The sequence below is a fragment of the Agromyces sp. NPDC058104 genome (genome assembly GCF_042884835.1).
In the GTDB taxonomy this organism is placed as follows: domain Bacteria; phylum Actinomycetota; class Actinomycetes; order Actinomycetales; family Microbacteriaceae; genus Agromyces.
In genome coordinates this window covers 205,369-221,295 of the sequence record NZ_JBHVTD010000002.1, presented here as the reverse complement: position 1 = coordinate 221,295, position 15,927 = coordinate 205,369, and the positions used below count along the sequence as shown (strand labels likewise).

Annotated in this window: 25 protein-coding genes; 5 read left to right on the top strand and 20 right to left on the bottom strand. The window is 70.0% G+C overall.

Translation table 11 applies throughout. The features are described 5' to 3' along the window. Position 1: 1 nt before the first annotated feature. From ACFVTH_RS08975 to ACFVTH_RS08955, 5 genes are read left to right on the top strand one after another with little or no spacing between them, the layout of a single operon-like run. Positions 2-1,174, top strand: coding sequence for a hypothetical protein (locus ACFVTH_RS08975; RefSeq protein ID WP_387089423.1), 1,173 nt, complete (start codon positions 2-4; stop codon positions 1,172-1,174). A gap of 38 nt (positions 1,175-1,212) precedes the next feature. Further along, a complete protein-coding gene (locus tag ACFVTH_RS08970) occupies positions 1,213-1,830 on the top strand; it encodes a phage tail protein (protein WP_387089420.1) in 618 nt (205 codons plus the stop codon). A gap of 11 nt (positions 1,831-1,841) precedes the next feature. After that, positions 1,842-2,936, top strand: coding sequence for a GH25 family lysozyme (locus ACFVTH_RS08965; RefSeq protein WP_387089417.1), 1,095 nt, complete (start codon positions 1,842-1,844; stop codon positions 2,934-2,936). Beyond that, the gene (locus ACFVTH_RS08960) at positions 2,933-3,331 is read left to right on the top strand and encodes a hypothetical protein (RefSeq protein WP_387089414.1); all 399 of its coding nucleotides are present in this window, start codon (positions 2,933-2,935) and stop codon (positions 3,329-3,331) included. Before ACFVTH_RS08965 ends, ACFVTH_RS08960 begins: the two co-directional genes overlap by 4 nt. Next, positions 3,332-3,673: a hypothetical protein gene (locus tag ACFVTH_RS08955; RefSeq protein ID WP_387089411.1), complete on the top strand. Its 342-nt coding sequence runs from the start codon at positions 3,332-3,334 to the stop codon at positions 3,671-3,673. Between the two features lie 55 nt (positions 3,674-3,728). Here the strand turns inward: ACFVTH_RS08955 and ACFVTH_RS08950 are convergent, their stop codons facing one another. The 20 genes from ACFVTH_RS08950 to ACFVTH_RS08855 all read right to left on the bottom strand — a co-directional run bounded on the left by ACFVTH_RS08950 (position 3,729) and on the right by ACFVTH_RS08855 (position 15,925). Further along, the gene (locus ACFVTH_RS08950) at positions 3,729-3,950 is read right to left on the bottom strand and encodes a hypothetical protein (RefSeq protein ID WP_387089408.1); all 222 of its coding nucleotides are present in this window, start codon (positions 3,948-3,950) and stop codon (positions 3,729-3,731) included. 102 nt (positions 3,951-4,052) lie between these two features. Continuing rightward, positions 4,053-4,535 (bottom strand): hypothetical protein, encoded by a 483-nt coding sequence (locus tag ACFVTH_RS08945; protein ID WP_387089405.1) that lies wholly within the window; start codon positions 4,533-4,535, stop codon positions 4,053-4,055. Then, a complete protein-coding gene (locus ACFVTH_RS08940) occupies positions 4,532-5,365 on the bottom strand; it encodes a hypothetical protein (RefSeq protein ID WP_387089402.1) in 834 nt (277 codons plus the stop codon). The genes ACFVTH_RS08945 and ACFVTH_RS08940 overlap by 4 nt, the downstream gene beginning before the upstream one ends. Positions 5,366-5,471: 106 nt before the next feature. Beyond that, entirely contained in the window at positions 5,472-5,834 is a 363-nt protein-coding gene (locus ACFVTH_RS08935; protein WP_387089400.1) for a hypothetical protein, read from the bottom strand. After that, positions 5,831-6,019 (bottom strand): hypothetical protein, encoded by a 189-nt coding sequence (locus ACFVTH_RS08930; RefSeq protein WP_387089397.1) that lies wholly within the window; start codon positions 6,017-6,019, stop codon positions 5,831-5,833. Before ACFVTH_RS08930 ends, ACFVTH_RS08935 begins: the two co-directional genes overlap by 4 nt. After that, entirely contained in the window at positions 6,016-6,432 is a 417-nt protein-coding gene (locus ACFVTH_RS08925; protein WP_387089394.1) for a hypothetical protein, read from the bottom strand. Before ACFVTH_RS08925 ends, ACFVTH_RS08930 begins: the two co-directional genes overlap by 4 nt. Beyond that, positions 6,429-6,737 carry a hypothetical protein gene (locus ACFVTH_RS08920; RefSeq protein ID WP_387089391.1) on the bottom strand — a complete coding sequence of 103 codons (309 nt, stop codon included), beginning with the start codon at positions 6,735-6,737 and terminating at the stop codon, positions 6,429-6,431. Before ACFVTH_RS08920 ends, ACFVTH_RS08925 begins: the two co-directional genes overlap by 4 nt. Continuing rightward, on the bottom strand, positions 6,734-6,940 hold the full coding sequence (locus ACFVTH_RS08915; RefSeq protein WP_387089388.1) for a hypothetical protein: 207 nt from the start codon (positions 6,938-6,940) through the stop codon (positions 6,734-6,736). Before ACFVTH_RS08915 ends, ACFVTH_RS08920 begins: the two co-directional genes overlap by 4 nt. Further along, on the bottom strand, positions 6,937-7,299 hold the full coding sequence (locus tag ACFVTH_RS08910; RefSeq protein ID WP_387089385.1) for a hypothetical protein: 363 nt from the start codon (positions 7,297-7,299) through the stop codon (positions 6,937-6,939). Before ACFVTH_RS08910 ends, ACFVTH_RS08915 begins: the two co-directional genes overlap by 4 nt. Further along, positions 7,296-7,640 carry a hypothetical protein gene (locus tag ACFVTH_RS08905; protein WP_387089382.1) on the bottom strand — a complete coding sequence of 115 codons (345 nt, stop codon included), beginning with the start codon at positions 7,638-7,640 and terminating at the stop codon, positions 7,296-7,298. Before ACFVTH_RS08905 ends, ACFVTH_RS08910 begins: the two co-directional genes overlap by 4 nt. Beyond that, positions 7,637-8,089, bottom strand: a complete 453-nt coding sequence (locus tag ACFVTH_RS08900) for a hypothetical protein (protein WP_387089380.1) — start codon at positions 8,087-8,089, stop codon at positions 7,637-7,639. The genes ACFVTH_RS08905 and ACFVTH_RS08900 overlap by 4 nt, the downstream gene beginning before the upstream one ends. Beyond that, positions 8,086-10,611 (bottom strand): bifunctional DNA primase/polymerase, encoded by a 2,526-nt coding sequence (locus ACFVTH_RS08895; RefSeq protein ID WP_387089377.1) that lies wholly within the window; start codon positions 10,609-10,611, stop codon positions 8,086-8,088. The genes ACFVTH_RS08900 and ACFVTH_RS08895 overlap by 4 nt, the downstream gene beginning before the upstream one ends. A 181-nt stretch (positions 10,612-10,792) precedes the next feature. Then, positions 10,793-11,743, bottom strand: coding sequence for a hypothetical protein (locus ACFVTH_RS08890; protein WP_387089374.1), 951 nt, complete (start codon positions 11,741-11,743; stop codon positions 10,793-10,795). Between the two features lie 19 nt (positions 11,744-11,762). After that, a complete protein-coding gene (locus ACFVTH_RS08885; RefSeq protein WP_387089371.1) occupies positions 11,763-12,647 on the bottom strand; it encodes an AAA family ATPase in 885 nt (294 codons plus the stop codon). A 52-nt stretch (positions 12,648-12,699) separates the two neighbouring features. Next, entirely contained in the window at positions 12,700-12,960 is a 261-nt protein-coding gene (locus ACFVTH_RS08880) for a hypothetical protein (protein ID WP_387089368.1), read from the bottom strand. Then, on the bottom strand, positions 12,957-14,315 hold the full coding sequence (locus ACFVTH_RS08875; protein ID WP_387089365.1) for a hypothetical protein: 1,359 nt from the start codon (positions 14,313-14,315) through the stop codon (positions 12,957-12,959). Before ACFVTH_RS08875 ends, ACFVTH_RS08880 begins: the two co-directional genes overlap by 4 nt. 98 nt (positions 14,316-14,413) lie before the next feature. Beyond that, entirely contained in the window at positions 14,414-14,719 is a 306-nt protein-coding gene (locus ACFVTH_RS08870) for a WhiB family transcriptional regulator (protein WP_387089362.1), read from the bottom strand. Beyond that, complete coding sequence (locus ACFVTH_RS08865; RefSeq protein WP_387089359.1) at positions 14,719-15,390, bottom strand: hypothetical protein; 672 nt, start codon at positions 15,388-15,390, stop codon at positions 14,719-14,721. The genes ACFVTH_RS08870 and ACFVTH_RS08865 overlap by 1 nt, the downstream gene beginning before the upstream one ends. Next, positions 15,387-15,653 (bottom strand): hypothetical protein, encoded by a 267-nt coding sequence (locus tag ACFVTH_RS08860; RefSeq protein WP_387089356.1) that lies wholly within the window; start codon positions 15,651-15,653, stop codon positions 15,387-15,389. Before ACFVTH_RS08860 ends, ACFVTH_RS08865 begins: the two co-directional genes overlap by 4 nt. Then, positions 15,653-15,925, bottom strand: a complete 273-nt coding sequence (locus tag ACFVTH_RS08855; RefSeq protein ID WP_387089354.1) for a helix-turn-helix domain-containing protein — start codon at positions 15,923-15,925, stop codon at positions 15,653-15,655. The genes ACFVTH_RS08860 and ACFVTH_RS08855 overlap by 1 nt, the downstream gene beginning before the upstream one ends. Positions 15,926-15,927: the final 2 nt, after the last annotated feature.

The following is a 15,927-nucleotide window of genomic DNA, read 5'->3' as shown; positions in this document are numbered from 1 at the left end:
CATGGCCGACCCGGTCATCGAGGTACTGACCGGCGCGACCGCCTCGACGGCCCATTCCGTCCCGATCGCGACGGCGCTCGTGCCGTCCGATCTCGTCATCTGCATCACGTCGACCTACAACTCCGGCACGTCGGCTGTCACTCCGAGCGGGCTCGGAACGTGGTCGGCAGAACTCGGCGGCATGGCGACGGCGATCCTCAGGTACGGGTTCCGTGTCCACACGCTGACCGGTGTGACCGGCGGCGGGAATATCACCCTGTCGCAGACGTCGCCGGGCTCGGGGTATGTCGTGCTCGTCGTCCGCGGGCTCGACACGCCCGTGCTCGACGCCTTCGCGGTGTTCCTCATCGAGGATGGCGCGGCGACCTCGGCAACTCTCGAAGCTGCCGCGCGCGCGAACGCTCTCGCCGTGTCGATCGGCCGCTTCACGAGCGGAACGCCGACGAACCCCTCGTCGGCCGACCCCGCGTCAGGATGGACGCTCGACGCGAACGCGACGGGCTCGTCGGGGCTCTCCGTCGCGCACAACACCATCACCAGCGCACAGCGCGTCCAAGCCACGATCAGCGGCGCCGCGTCTACCTCCGATCACGGCGTCGGCCTGTTCATCTTCGGCACCCCGCTCGAGTCGCGAGCGCAGTCGGCTTATGCCGAGGCGGTCATCGGCGGCACCGGGGCGACCCCTGATCGCGCGGTCGCTGGCGAGTATGCCGAGGCGATTCTCAACGACGGCGCGCCGGGAGAGCGAGCGCTCGACGGCACCTATGCCGAGGCCATCCACGGCGGCACGGGCGTCGCGGGGGTTGCTGGCGAGTACGCGGAAGCGATGCACGGGATCCCGCCCGGCGCCGTCGCCGAGGCGCGCTTGCGCTCCGAGTACGCCGAGGCCATCAGTCAGGCGCCTCCCGGCGTCTCCCTGGCCGGCGACTACGCCGAGGTCATCGCGACGCCGATCCCGCCGGCCGCGGATGCCGCGATCCTCAGTGAATACGCCGAGGTCATCGGTGTGGCGATCCCGCCCCAGGCTGAGGCCGACATCGCGGGAGCGCAACTCGAGGTCATGCACGCGGCCTTCACTGCCGAGATCGGCTCCGTCTACGTCGAGGCGATCAAGCGCTACACCCCTCCGGGGCCCGGCGGAGGCGCTGCCTGGGGCTGGGGCATCCATATCTAGTCTGAGCGTTCGCTGAGCGTTCGCTGTACGGTGGCGGCATGACGGAGACGTGGGGGCTGACCAAGCTCAGTGGCGGCGTACCCGTCAAGGACTTCGACGTGCTCTGGAACAACATGATCGACCAGCTGCGCGCCGCCCTCGATCTCATCAACGCGCGCATCCCGGTCGGCGGCGTGATGTTCTTCGCCGGAACTGCCGCCCCGGAAGGGTGGCTCTTCGCCGAGGGGCAGCAGGTCAGCCGCACCACGTACGCGACACTCTTCTCGCGACTCGGCACGACGTACGGCGCCGGGAACGGCACCAGCACCTTCCACCTACCGAACCTCAAGGGCCGCACCCCCGTCGGCTACGACACGAGTCAGGCCGAGTTCAACGCGATGGGCAAGAAGGGCGGTGCCAAGACGCACACCCTCACTGCCGCGCAGATGCCCACGCACTCGCACCGCGTGATCGGCGGCAACAACTCGACCACGCGGCTCTACTCGGCGCAGGCGACGATCCTCGGCATCTCGTCCGGCGGCGCACGCTGGGCGGCATGGTTCGGCTCCGGCTGGAACGGCGCCGACAACGTCAAGACCACCGACGTCGGTGGCAGCGATCCGCACAACAACCTCCAGCCGTACATCGCGCTGCGAGCCATCATCAAGGTCAAGTAGAGGAGATCACCATGTCGTCGTTCGGAATCGACGTCTCCGGAAGCCAGATCGGAATCGACTACGGCCGCGCTCGGCGCGAGGGCGTGGAGTTCCTGATCGCCAAGGCGGCCGGCCAGCAGACGGGCACGCCGTACACCGCGGCCGGCTACCAGCAGCACATCGACGGCGCGCGCCGCGCGGGCATCCCCGGCGTCGGGCACTACTACCTGCCCGGCGAGGACGACCCCGGCATCGCTTTCGACGACATCGAGGCGCAGGCCGATCACTTCGTGCGCTCGCTCTACAAGTTCGACCGCGACCACGACGTGCTCGCCCTCGACAACGAACCGCTGGACGGCGACCCGACGTTCCTTCGCCAGAACGACGTCATGCGGTTCTTCGGCCGCGTGCGCGCCCGCACCGGCATCCCGTTCTCGCGCCTCTGGCTCTACTGCCCTGCGCACCTCACGCGCACGAACGGGCCGTGGGACAAGGTCACCGACGCCGGGATCCGCATCTGGTGGTCGGCCTACGGCGACTTCCCCACCGGCCACACGCCCGACCACACGCCGAGCCTCCAGGGCCGCATCGACCGCTGGGACGTGCACCAGTTCACCTCGCGCGCGAGCGTCGCGGGCCTGAGCGTCGACGGCAACTACTCGAAGCACTCCGTCGCCACCCTCTTCGCGGGCAAGGCCAGCGCCCCCGTGCCGGCGCCGAGCGCCCCGAGCGGCGGCAAGCTCCAGACGACGGCCGTCAACGACGGCGACCCCGGCGAGGTCTACTGGACGCTCGTGCAGACGATCGGCCGCCGCATGGGCCTCTACCCCCACGGCTACCTCATCGACGGCGACCCCGGCCCCATGACGCGCAAGGTCGAGACGATCATCCTCGCGCGCATGCTCAACAGCATGAAGCTCGGCCGCACGACGAACGCGGACGCCGACGGCGACCCGTACCAGAACGGCGACCCGCGGCAGTACTCGAACTTCGTCTGGCTCGGGCAGACGGCCGCGCGCCGCCGCGGGTGGTACCCCGCCACCTCGAAGATCGACGGAATCGACGGGCCAAACTCGCGAAAGGGCCGCGTGCGGCTGCTCGCCGAGTGGCTGAACAAGCACGCATGAACCTGCCCGCCCCGATCCAGAGCTTCCTCGAAGCGACCAGCACCTACACGGCGCTGATCTGGATCGCTGCACTCATCGGCCTCGCCGTCTTCATCCGGAAGGCGTGGCCGGTGATCTCGAAGTTCGTGAAGACGATCGACGTCGTGCTCGAGCTCCCCGACCACCTGAAGCGGATCGAGGATCGCCTCGGCGACCAGGACGAGACGATGGAATCTCAGGGCGAGGTGCTGGAGCGGGTGCGCGCGCAGGTCGAGAACGACCACTCGACGAACCTCCGCGAGGAGGTCACCGAGGCGCTCGAGTGGCAGGAGAAGCACCAGAGGAAGTCGGACGCCACCGTGGCGCTCGTCCATGAGATCGCCGCGCATGTCGGCCTGATCGAGAAGGAGAAGTAGATGACCGACGAGAAGATCGTCCCCGAGGGCGTCAAGCTGGCCGCCAAGCGCGGCTTCGTGCGCACGACCGCCCAGGCGTACGCCGCCACGCTCGCGACCGGCATCCCCACGGCCGCGGCCGTCGTCCAGTTGGTGAACGACCCGGCCGGGTGGCTCCTCGCGGGCGTCACCGTCGGCCTCGCCATCGTCACGCCCGTGCTGGCCGGCGGCGCCGCGTACCTCAGCATCCTCTCGAAGGGCATCCCCGAGGCGTACGCGGATGCCTCGATCGCGGGCCTCGCCGAGCTCGACGCCGTCGGGCGCAACGCCGAAATCGCGGCCGCGTGGAGCAAGCTGCACTAGGCCGCCCCTGAACCGACCGCCCGCAGCGTCCCTCGTCAGCGCTGCGGGCGGTCTTTCAGTGCGCGCCGTCGAAGGCGGCCGCACACGCCCGACGACGGCAGCGAACCTCGACCGGCACCTCCTGCGGCCGCAGCCATGCCGAGTGCTCGGACAAGGGCACTCGCGGATCGCAGAGCGCGAAGCCGTCGCTCGTCGCGACGTGGATCACCTTGGGCGTCGAGGTGTTCGGGTGGTTGAACCACGAGCCGTCGCGGGCCGCGGCCCATTGGCCGGTCATGGGCTCCATCATCGCATCACGCCCGCGCCTCGGCCGCGAACGGCAGCAGGAACCAGCAGGTTGTCCACGCGATAAGCATCGCGGCGTACTCGAGGCGGGCCCTCACGATGCCCTCCGCGGCGGCCACAGCATCAGCGTGGGCATGTGGCGCCGCTCCTTCAGCAGCGCGAAGACGTGCCGCATCGAGTCGATCGCGTGCCCCTCGCCCGGCCACCAGAGCCCGAGCTCGTGGATCTTCTTGTCGACGAGCGCGCTCTTGAAGCCGTTCGGCTGGAACACCGTGTCGGGCCGCGCCATGATGAGAATGCCCTCGATCTTCAGCGGCGTGATGTCGGGGAAGAGCGTGCGGCCGTCCGGCAGGAATCGCTCGCACACGATCTCGTCGGGGCGGCCGCCGGGGAACGCCTCGGGCATCTCCTCGAGGAACCAGCGCCGGAAGCGCCACTCGTCGCCCTGTACCTGCCCGTGCGTGATCGGCCGCGGCGGCGTCACGGCGTCGTACTCCCACGCGCTCCAGCCGGTCGCCGAGCGCGACTTCGCCGCCGACGGCCGCCCGCCGGGGTCGATGCCCAGGATCGTCGTCATGCTGCGATCGCCTCCTCCTGATTAGCGGCTATCTCGGCCTTCGGAGCGGTCAGCGCGATCCACTCCTCCAGCCATTCGTTGAACTCGCCCGCCGCCTTGAACAGCGGGTGGCGCTCGAGGTACGTCTCCCCCGTGTTGTACGTGCAGCTCGCGCGCTCGGCGAGCTCGTCCATCTGGCGCTGCCGGATCGCGACCGACTCGGCCGTCTCGCGCTTGTCGAGCCGCGGCGCCTTCCCCGCCTTGTAGTCGGCGTAGAGCTCACGGAGGACGCCGACAGGATCCGTGGCCTGCACGAAATCGAACGACGCACCGGTCTTCGTCGCCGCCCAGCACGCCTTGAACCCGACCTTGCCCTGGCCGGCAGCCGGCGCCGCGATCAGCGCGTAGCTGGCCTCGTCGTGCGCGGCCTCTTTCAGGTCGCCAGCGCGGGCGCCGGTCACCGCCGAGTCGCCGACGTAGAACCGATCGGGCACGTGCCACTCGTAGCGGCGGCACGAGTAGAGCCATCCGGCGTCCGCGACCGTCTTCGCCAGCTTGCGGATGCTCAGCGGCGTCGTCTTCGCGAGCGGGTCGATCTCGGTGTAGCCGATCGGCTGGACGGGCGCGTTCGTCGGGCGCTCCTTGCGGGCACGCACCTGCTCCTTCGCGTCTTGGAAGAACGCTCGCCAGGACTCGAACCCCGCGGGCGGCTCGGACGGGAACGGCGGCGACGTGCGTTCGCGAGGGCCGTGGTAGGCCGCGTCGTTCTCGACGACCTCGACCTCTACCTCGGCGCCCTGCTCGAAGAGCTCAGGGTCGTCGAGCACCGGGGCGCCGCCGTAGGGCATCATCGCCGCCGCCCCTCGTCGAGCCACGCGAAGAACAGCAGCATGAGCGCGAACGGCAGCACGAGGCCGACGAGGAAGAGCACGTCGAGCACGGCACAGAGTCGGCGGATCATGCGTCGTCGTCCCAGCTGAACGGGCGCTGCTCGAAGCCGAGCGGCACCGCGCCGAGGATGGCGCCGAGCATCATGTCGCCGTGCTCCCAGAAGCTCGTCGCGCGCGGATCCTCTCGGCGCTCGTCGAGCACCCACCACAGCGCGTCGCGCATGACGTCGGCGCGCGAGGGGTCGGGCACGAGCGCGTGATCGCAGACGAACCCCGGGCGCTCGCGCAGCGCGAGCACGCGGCCCGGCTCGCCTGGCACCGCCTCCACGATCGTCACGTTGAACGGCGGCGCGAGGGAGATCTTCGCGGCGCGGATCGCCTCGACATCTTCGGGCCGCACCTCGCCCGCGATCGGCAGCGGGAACGTCATCGAAGCCCCACCCCCCAGCACGTCGGGCAGATGTCGCGCACCGGCTCACCTGTTCGGCGAACGACGTGCCAGCCATCCTTGCCGATGAGCCTGCGAATGACGCCCCAACTCGTCTGGCGCGGCCCCTTCTCGAAGGCGCGCGTCTTCCCGCAGCGGTCGCATTCGATCACCTCGAGCGCGCTCATCGCTTCCCCTTTCGGTCGTTGGGCAGGAGGTCGGCAGCCTGGAGAGGCGGCACGGCGTCGCCCCGGAAGTTGATCAGGCCGCGCACGCCGAGGGGGTTGCGCGACCCGTCGTGCTTCGCGTTCGCCTCGGTGAAGCGCTGGATCTGGAAGTCGATCGGCAACTCGGTGACCGAGGCGAGGTACTGGCCGATCGCGAGGCCGAGGAAGGCCATCATCTCGGGGCTCGTCGCAGCGAGCAGCGCGTCGTAGCGGTCATCCTCGAGAATCACGCGCACGTCGACATCGCGGTACTCGCCGCGCGTTGCCGCGGTGCCGACAAGGAAGGCTCCGTACCCGAGGCCGCCGAAGGCGTCAACGATCGGCCCGCACGCGAGGTCGAGAAGGAACATCTGGCGGGGGCTGAACGCGCTCATGCCGCCGCCTTCAGTTCCTCGCGCCGCCTCGCGGCGATCTCCAGCCCGTCGGCGAAGTTGCACGGCCCGCACGCCGGCCGGATGTTGCCGCGCCGGTACGTGCCACCGTCGATGCCTGCGATCGGGAACCGATCGACCTGCATCGTCTCGAAGGTGACCATCGTCTCGCAGCCGTCGAACCCGCACTGCGCCTGGACGCCGTCGCCGAACTCGTCGAGGAGCCACTGCTTGCGGCGACGCCGCGTCTCGGCGCTGCCGCGGTCGTTCGAGTTCGACGCGGTGCGACCGTTCGCCGCCCAGGTCACGACACGCTCCGCTCGCCGTTGCGCGCCGGGCATGCCCGCGAGTCGTGGCTCGAGCGAATCGTCTTCGCTCGGGCGACCGGGTGCTGCTCGCAGGCGTCGACGACCTTCGACGTGTCGACGTAGCCGCACGCCTCGGTTGGGCACGGGCACTCGGCCTCCATGTGCTGCTGCCCCGGCCATCCCCGGGAGATGTGGAGGCTCATTCGCCCCGCTCCTTCAGGCCCCGGGCGACGACGCGCTGCACCATCGTCATGCCGCCCGCGCGGCCGCGCGCCAGGAAGACGACCTCGCCTGCGAGCACGCGCGTCGCGAGGTCGCGCTGCCACGGCAGGAGGCGGATGCCGAGCGTCTCGGCGATGCGATCGACCTCGCTCGGCTCATCGTTGCCGGCCGCCGCGACGGCGGCGCGGTGCTCGGCGTGCTCGAGCTCGAGCGCGTCGGCGAGCCGCGAGGTGATGCACGGCCACGACTCGTCGCAGCGCGCGCAGTAGTTGTGCCCTCGATCGTCGTCGGCGAGCACGTGCTGCCGCCCCTCGATCAGGATGTCGCTGATGCTGCTCATGCTCGCTCCAATCTGGCCATCCGCCGCGAGAGCGTGGATGCCTGGATGATCTGCTCCCGCGTGAACACCCGGTCGCGGTGCGCATCCCGGAACGAGCCCGGGTTGAGGTGCGACATCTTCGCGGCCGTCGTCGGCGCGTACCCCTCGTCGAGCAGCGCTTCGGCGGCCGCCACGCGCTCGGCGCGGGGCGCGAGCGGTTCCCGCTCCGCGGAGAGGCCGAGGCGACGGCGGATGCGGCCGATCTGCCGCCGCGAGGCGCCGAGGCGGATCGCGATGTCGCTGACCGTGCGCTTCCGCTTCAGCATCCGCTCGATCTGGTCGTAGTCGTAGGTCGTCTTCATGCTGCGGCCCGCCCTCGCGCCGCTGCGTGGGGCCGCTTCGCCCAGTTCGAGATCGTGCGCTGCGGTACGCCGGTCAGGCTGCTGAGCATGTGCTGGGTGACGCCGCGGTCGAGCGCGGCCAGGACGATGCGGGAGTCGACCTCGCCGCGGCCGAGCATGTCGCACACCTCGAGCACGGCGGGCAGCGCCTCGGGCCGGAGGAGGCCCTTCACGGCGGCCTCGAAGTCGTAGTCGAGCTCGTGCAGCACGGGGAGCACGTGGCGCGGATCCCAGTGCGTGAACTCGGCGATGCGGCGGGCCGAGAAGATGCCGTGGCTGGCCAGCAGCCTGACGCCCTCCTCCTTCTTCGCCGGGGTCGTGGTGAGGTGGCGGCCGGTCGCGCGCCACACCTTCAGGGCTGCCTCGACGGCCTCGCGACGCGGCGGGCCGATGTACTGCCTCCTGCTCATGCTGCTCCTTCCTCGTCTGTGCTTCTGGGTATCGTTCGGATGGCCGGGCGCTTGATGAAGACGACCGGGTTGGACAGTGCGCCGAAGCCCTTGGCGATCCGGCCCTGCGCTTCGAGCAGTTCGACGAGCGAGTCCGTCGACCGCTTGTCGACCTTCGAGAACTGGTAGACGCGCGTCATGTCGACCTCGCTGCCGCGCTGCGTCGCGATGAACTTCTCGAGGTCGTCGAGCTTCCGCGTGAGCGCGGTCGCGCTCGTCGCCTGCGCGAGGGCGACGGCGTTGGCCAGCCACTCCTCGGCGTAGTCGATCGCGATCAGCATGTGGCGGCCGGTGATCTTCGGCGCGCCCTCGCTCATCGCGACGAGGCCCGCGCACTTCAGCACGTTCACGCCGAGACGGACGGTGTAGGGGTCGATCTGCTCGGCGAGCTCGTGGCCGGCGGCGAAGTCGGCGAGCCGCGCTGTCAGGATGTCGTGGCGGTCGATCGCCTGCTTCTCCATCCCGAGCGGGATCTGCCAGCGCTCGGAGACGTTGACGCCCTGCTGCGCCGCGGCGACCTTGAGCTTTTGCACGGCCTGCGCGAACTCGGCGGCCCAGTGCTTCGGCATCCGGTCGTAGTGCTGGGCCTCCTCGCCCTCTTTCAGCTTCAGCCGGAATGCCTCGCGCTCGCGCACCTTCGGCTCGCCGATGGCGATCATCATGCGGGGCAGCAGGCCCGACTCCCACTCCTCGAACGTGAGCACGCGCGCGGTGCGCTTGAAGACGCCGGAGAGATGGAAGGTGAACCACGTCGTCGCGTCGACGCCGGAGACATCGCGGTGCGTCGTCATCTCGATGCCGGGGATGTCGTTGTCGTACAGCTGTGCGAAGAGCTCGGAGAGGCCCGCCGCCCAGTTCGCGTCGCGCATCTGCTTGAAGAGGCCGGATGCCTCGTCGGCGAGCAGCACTGAGGGCTTGCCGTCGCGCATCGCGAGCTTGCGCAGGAGGCCGACCTCGGACACCTTCGGGCCGACGAGCGGGGTGTCGTTCGAGGGGAAGCACGCCTTGATGCAGCGCTCCTCCATGGCCTTCGCCTCGCTCTTGCCGGTAGAGGTGTCGCCGAGCGTGAGCACGTAGACGTTGAGGTCGGTCGGGCGACCGGCCGTCGGCACGTAGCCGTACTCGGCGAGCGCGGAGGCGAGCACGACCCAGAGGGCGGCGCGGTGGTACGGGGCGTTGAACACCTTCACCTCGTCGCGCGCCCACTGGAGGTAGCGGTCGCCCCACCAATGGCCGTTCTCGGATGCGAGGTAGTCGCGCTCGCGCTTGTCGAGCAGCGGGATCCGGCGCACGCGCTCCTCGAGCGCGCCCGGCCCCGGTGCCGCGGCCTGCTCGGCGGACTCCTCGGCTTCGCGCTCGAGCTCTGCCTGGAGGGTCGCGACCTCGCGCCACACCTCTGCGGCGCCACCCGGCGTCGCCTGGAGCGCGATCGAGACGGCCGCGTGCCATCCGAGGGTCGCGGCCTGCTGGGGCGTCATGCCGAGGCTGAGGGCCTCTCGCATGATGATCTGGCGGCGCTGCCAGTACGACGAGGCCGTTCGGATGTCCGGCTCGCCCATGATGAGGTCGCTGAAGACGAGGCCCGAGGGTGAGCGGTCGGGAAGGAGGTTCGCGACGTCGAGGAACGGCAGGAACGGCGGCAGCATCTCGTGCGGGGCATCCGCGTACTGGCCGGCGACGCTCTTGCGCGCCGAGTCCCACTGATGCATGAGGTCGTTGGTCGTCCACACGTCGTCGGTCGGGGTGTGGTCGAGGATGATCTGGAGCGCCTGCTCCTCGGTGATCGCGTAGCCGGGCGTCTGCGCCATGCGCAGGAACCAGCACGCGACGCGGTACATGGTCGAGCGCCACCCTGCGCCCTCGTGCCACGGCCGCGGCAGCGCGTCGAGGTCAGCGATGCCGCGCTCGATCTGCGCCTGCTCTCCCGTGCTCGCGACCTCCACCTCGGGGACGTCGGGCCGCTCGATGATGATCTGTTGCCGCTGCGGCATCATCGCGATGAGCTCGGCGGGCATGTCGGGGATGTTGCGGATGGTGCCGCGGTAGGTGCCCGCGGGGATGATCGAGCCGGGGCCGACGACGTACCCGCCCTCGCCGCGCACGTCGACGTGCGGCGCGAGGCGGCTCTGCGAGTTCGGGATCTCGACGTCGTCGATGCGCCAGTAGACGTGGACGCGGTTCGGGCCGCTCGGCGTGGCCACCATGGCATCGGAGTGGAAGCCGGTGCTGCGCCACCACGAGACTGCTTCGGGCCCGTCGAGGTCGATGACGTCGAGGTTGTTGTCGAGGCCGGTCGGGATCCCGTAGTTCATGTTCGGGTTCTCGGCCCACCATTGGGCGATGACGGCCGGGTCGGTCGTCGCTTCCTGCTGCCAGCCTTCGTAGAGGGGGCGCTTGTCGAGGGGTCGCAGACGGAAGACCTTGAGGCCAGTTTCCGCGATCGCGAGAGCATGCTCAACGATCGGTCGCGACGCCTGCGGCACGGCACTCCTTTGCTTGGATGAACGGGGAACTGTGGGCGGCGGCCCTTGTACTCGGTGGCCGCCGCCGTTCAAAATCACGGCTCCGTGCGCCGTCCCGGTTTGCTGCCTGCCCTACGTCTGCTCACGTGCGGGCCTGCGGGGCTTGTCCGTTGCCCCTGGCCGATTAGCGACTAATCGGCGGTCAGAACGTGGTGCCGACGCCGGGGGTACCGGCGGCGGCCCACGGCTGCCCCTGCTGCGCCTGGGGCGCGGGTGCCGGCGCAGGGGCCGGGGCGGGCGCGGCCGCGACGGCGACCGGCTGCGGCGGGGCGGCGGGCGCCTGCTGCTGCACGACCTCGGCGGCCTGCTGCGGCGTCACCATCCACGGCGGCATCGCACCCTGCGGCGAGGGCGCGGCCGCGGGCGGCGCCTGCGGGGCGACGGCGACCGGCTGGGCGACCGGCTGCGGCGGCGCGGGCGGGGCCGCCTGCTGCTGCACGGGCGGCGTCCAGACAGCCTGCTGCGGGGGCGCGGCGGGCGCCGGGGCGGGCGCGGGCGCTGCGGCCTGCTGCTGGGCGACGGGCGGCGTCCACGCGGGCGGGGCGGCGGCCTGCGGTGCCGCGGCGGCGGGCACGCCGGGGGCACCGGCCGCCTGCTGGATCGCGAAGCCCTCGGCCGACTCGATGCCGGTCACCTCGTTCGAGCCGTCGGGGTTGCGGTCGTCCGGCCCGACCTCCTTCACGGTGATCACGACGAGCTTGCCGAGGATGAACTGGTCGTCCGGCAGTTCGGTGAGCGCCGGGTTGTCGACCGGCACCCCGAGCGATCCGAAGAACTGGAAGTACAGGAAGGCGGGCGCGCCCATCGGGTACTTCGGGTCTCCCTTCGGCGCCCAGCGCGGGAAGAGCGGCACGCGGGCGAAGACGTTGCGCCCGGCCGCGATCTGGCCCGGCTGGATCTCGAAGCGGACGTTGAGGATGCGCTTCTGCGCGTTCGGCCCGTCGTTGGCGGCGGGCTTCTCCTCGAGGAACGTGCCGCCCTTGCGCGTCGGCAGGATGCGGGCGAGGTACTTCCCGCCGGGCACCGGCCGGTTGCCGCCGCCGGCCGCGGCTTCCTGCGCTGCGGTCGCGTCGTGCTGGATGGTACGAGTCATGGCGATGATCTCCTTCGGTTCAGGCCGCGACGGGGGTCGGCGCGGCGGTCGGGGTGGTGAGCGCGGCCTGAACGGCGGCGTCCTGGGCGGCCGCGTCCACGTACGCGTCCTTCTGCTCGAGCATGCGGAACAGGGTCGGCATGTCGTAGTCGACGATGAGATCCGGCAGCATGTCGCGGTTCTTCGCGATGTAGACCGGGCTCTTGCCGAGGTACGCGCAGAGGTGCGGCACGTCGGGGTTGGCCGGGTCGACGCCGGTCATCCAGTCGAGGTATGCGACGAGGTCGGGGTCGCCGCCGATCTTGTTCTTCGTCGAGCCGCCGAGCTCGGGCAGGATGCGGTACTGGCCCTGGTCGGTCGTCTGCTCCTTCGCGTGCACGTTGATGACGCCGAGCAGCCACGGGCAGTTGTGCAGCTTCGCGACCCACTCGACGGTCTTCGCGCCGACCATGTTCCAGACGGCGAACCCGTCCCGGGTGCCGCCCTTCCCGCTCGTCGCGAACTGCGCGTCGGCGACGACCTCGATCGCGTCCTGGGCGTAGCTCAGGGTGTCGAGGCCGACGAACCGGTAGCCGAGATCCTGCGACGTGACCTGATCGATGATGTAGTCGATCTTCGCGACGGCCTCAGCGGGCTTGGTCTTGTCGACCTTCAGGATGCGCAGGCGGCCCTCGTCGAGCGCGAGCTTGATCGCCGGGTCGTTGCGCAGCACGCGCGTGCCGTTGTCGACGTCGATGATGAGGCCCTGCTCGAAGCCGGGCACCTTCACCATCGAGCCGAGAACGGTCGTCTTGCCGCGGCCCGGCATCGCGTAGTGCATGAGGGACTGGAGTGCCGTGGTGTCCTGGCCGGGGGTGTCCATGCCCGCGAACGGGTCGACGAACTGGGGAGCGTTGTCGCTCATTGTGTCCTCCTCTGGTTGTGAATGTACTTGCTCAGTTGCGTTGCGTCTCGGATCAGATCTGGCCGTGCGCCTCCCGGAGGGCCGTGGTCGCCTTCGCGATCAGCACGCCGTAGTCGTCGCCGTAGCGGTGGTCGAACTGGGCGTCGAGCAGGCGGCCGCCGCCGGACGAGATGACCTCGTACGTGCCGACCTCGTCGAGGTCGCGCTGGCCCCAGACGCTCGTGAGCGTCGGCGTCGTCAGGAGATTGATCTCGAGGGAGCGGCGGGCGTTGCCGCCCGCGATCACGACATCGACCTCCACGTGGACGCTCACGCCGCGACCTCCGCGGCCGGCGCCCAACGCCCGCTGACCTCGCACGTGAAGCACTCGTCGCGCGACTCGAAGTCGGCCGGCGAGCCGCCCGCCTGGAGGTGCTGCCAGATCGAGACGCCGCGGTTCCACGCGAGCTCGGCCTGCTGGAGGTTGAACGGGAACGAGAGCACCCAGATGTCGTGCACGCGCTTCGGGTCGTCGTAGCCGTCGGCCGTGGGCACGTCGAACCAGCCGGTGCCGTCGCGGTTCAGGAAGATGTTCGAGAGCTTCTTGACGGGCGTGCCGCGGCGGTAGAGCGCGAGGCCGTAGAGGAGCAGCTGCGCGTAGTAGCCCTGGAGCTTGTACGCCTGCTTCACCATGGCCTTGTCGTACTCGCGCTCGGAGAGCTTGATCTCCTTGTGCGTGCGGCCGTAGGGCTCGATCGCCGAGCCGTCGGGCATCTTGAAGAAGCCCTTGATCCGGAGGTAGTCGATCATGAGCAGCGACTTGTGCCGGGTCGAATTCTTCCAGTCGCCCATGTGGTCGGCGTTCAGGCCGATGTCGCGCGTGGTGCCAATCGGGCCGTAGCCCTCGATCTCGCCGAGCGTGAGGTGCTCCTCGATCTTCATGTCGGGGAACGACTGGCCGATCCACTTCACGGCGGGCGCATCCCAGACGGTCGTCTCGGGCCCGGTGAGCGCGAAGTCGAGGCTCGCCTGCTCGCGATCCTCGAGCACGCCGTGGAATGCGGTGCCGACGACGCGGCCCATCCACGCGCGGTCGGCCTGGGCCGCCGAGCGCTGGATGCCGGCGAAGTCGCAGGCGAGGTCGTGGTCGCAGGGGTTCGCGAGGTTCGATGCGCCGACGCGGCGCTGCCGGTCGCGGGGCGTCTCGGCAGTGAGCAGCGCGTACGCGATCGCACGCAGATCCTCGTCGGGGATCGGCCCGACGCGGCCCGTCGTCTTCGGCGCCAGCGCGGCGGCGACCACGGCCTGCCCCAGGCGCTCCGAGATCTCGTCGGGGTCGCGGCGCTGCTGCACGTCCTCGTCGACGTCGTTCAGCCACGCCTCGAAGGCCCCGTAGCCCGTGAGCTCGCTGCCCTGATCCTGGAGCGCTCCGCTCGCGTCGAAGACCTGCTCGCCGTCGACGTAGATCGTGAACTCGACCCGGCTGTCGAGCGTGACCTCGCTGTAGGCGAAGGTCGTCTCGACCTCTCGCACGGTCACATCGCCCGCGGGGCGCCCGACCCGGCGCAGCACGCGCTCGGCCAGCACGCCGCTGATCTGCGACAGTGTCGTCTTGGGCCCCGGCACGTGGGTGTCGCTGACGTAGTGCCCGCCCTCGCGGTCAACGCTGATCTCGATGATGTCGCTCATTGTGTCCTCCTCCTCTTCCGCTCGTCCGTGGAAACGTACCACAGATGAGCCATGTTTAAAACCCGCGCAACGCTGTATTTTGCCGCTAATTTGCTGCGTTACGCTGCGGCGTCGGTGTACGTGTAGTGCGGGGCGCCCTGGTAGTAGGCGATGCCGCCCCAGACGCCCCACGCCGGCTTCGTGACCTTCGCCACGGCGTCGCAGAGCTCCAGCAGCGGGCACCCCTCGCAGAGCGCCCTCGCGACGTCCGGGCCCGGCGCGTTCCGGTAGAGCGCGTAGGTGGCCTCGCGCCCGAGGCAGTTCCGCGGCGTCTCGCTGCTGTCGTTCTCGCGCAGCGCGGCCACGAACTCGTCGGCGACGTCGCTCGGCCGCGTGCGCAGCCGTGGTGCTCGCGGATTAGCCACTATTCCCGCTCCTTCTCCGGCGGCCGCACGAACACGAGCTTGGACACCCGCTTCGTGATGAGCACGACGGACAACGGCGCGAGCGCCGCCATCAAGGTACCGATCCACGCCTGCCACGTGACGATCGCGACCTCGAACCCCCACGAGTCGATCGTGTGCGCCGCGTTGGCGACGACGGCGACCGAGGCGAAGACGAGCATCCAGACGAGCGCCGTCCAGGAGTCCTTCTTCCACCCCTTCGCCTGGTTCATGATCGCGTCGAAGCCGAACCAGATGATGAAGAGCTCGAGGAAGCCGGGCACGACCCAGACGAGCCACGTCCACTCGGGCATCATCCACTGGGCGGCCGCCGCGACGGCCGCGAAGGAGAAGAGCGCCGACGTGGCGAAGATGACGGCCGCGACGATCAGCGCGACGGCGAGCCACGTCTTCGTGAGCGGGTCGTACGGCTGCGCCCGGTTCTGCTCCTGCTCCAGCAGGCGCTTCGCCTCGATCGCCAGCCGCTCCCGCTCGATGCGCTCGGCGAGCGTCGGCTGCCGCTTCGGCTTCGAGCGCGGCTTGGCCTTCGGCGCCGCGGCCGGCGTGGTGACCGGCTCGTAGACGACCTCGGCGGGCGCTGCGGGGCGGGCGTTCTGCACGCGCTCCTCGTACTCGGTGATGACGGTGCTCATTCGGATTCTCCTGCTCTAGCTGTGATCTGTACGGTGATGCTCCACGGGGAGGCCCAGTCCTCGCCGGCCACGAGCACCGATATCGTCTCGCCGGGGCGAAGCTGGGTCATCGCTTCCTCGATCTTCGCGAGCGAGGGATCCCAGGCCCGGATCCGCTGCTCGCGAAGGAACGCCTCGATCGAGGTGTCGGGGTTGAGCGCCGTCTGCTGTCGCCACTCGTCGTAGGCGTTCAGTGTGTCGCGCATCTCTTCGAGCGTCGCCATCAGGCCGCCACCCCCATCATGGCGAGCACGTAGCTCGCCGCCTCTGCGTCGGGCACGCGCCTCGTGACGAGACGGCGGACGGCGACGAGCTCGTGCTCGGGCGCGTCGGCGAGCGTCGGCTCGGCGTTGTGAGCCGCCCGCACCTTCGCCGCCTTGCGGACTTGGTAGACGGTGACCGTCGAGCACCCGAGGCGCTCGGCGATCGCCGCGGCCTTCCACTTCAGCGCGGTGAGACGCATGATCTCGGCGTGGTTGGTCTTCTTCCCTTGCATCC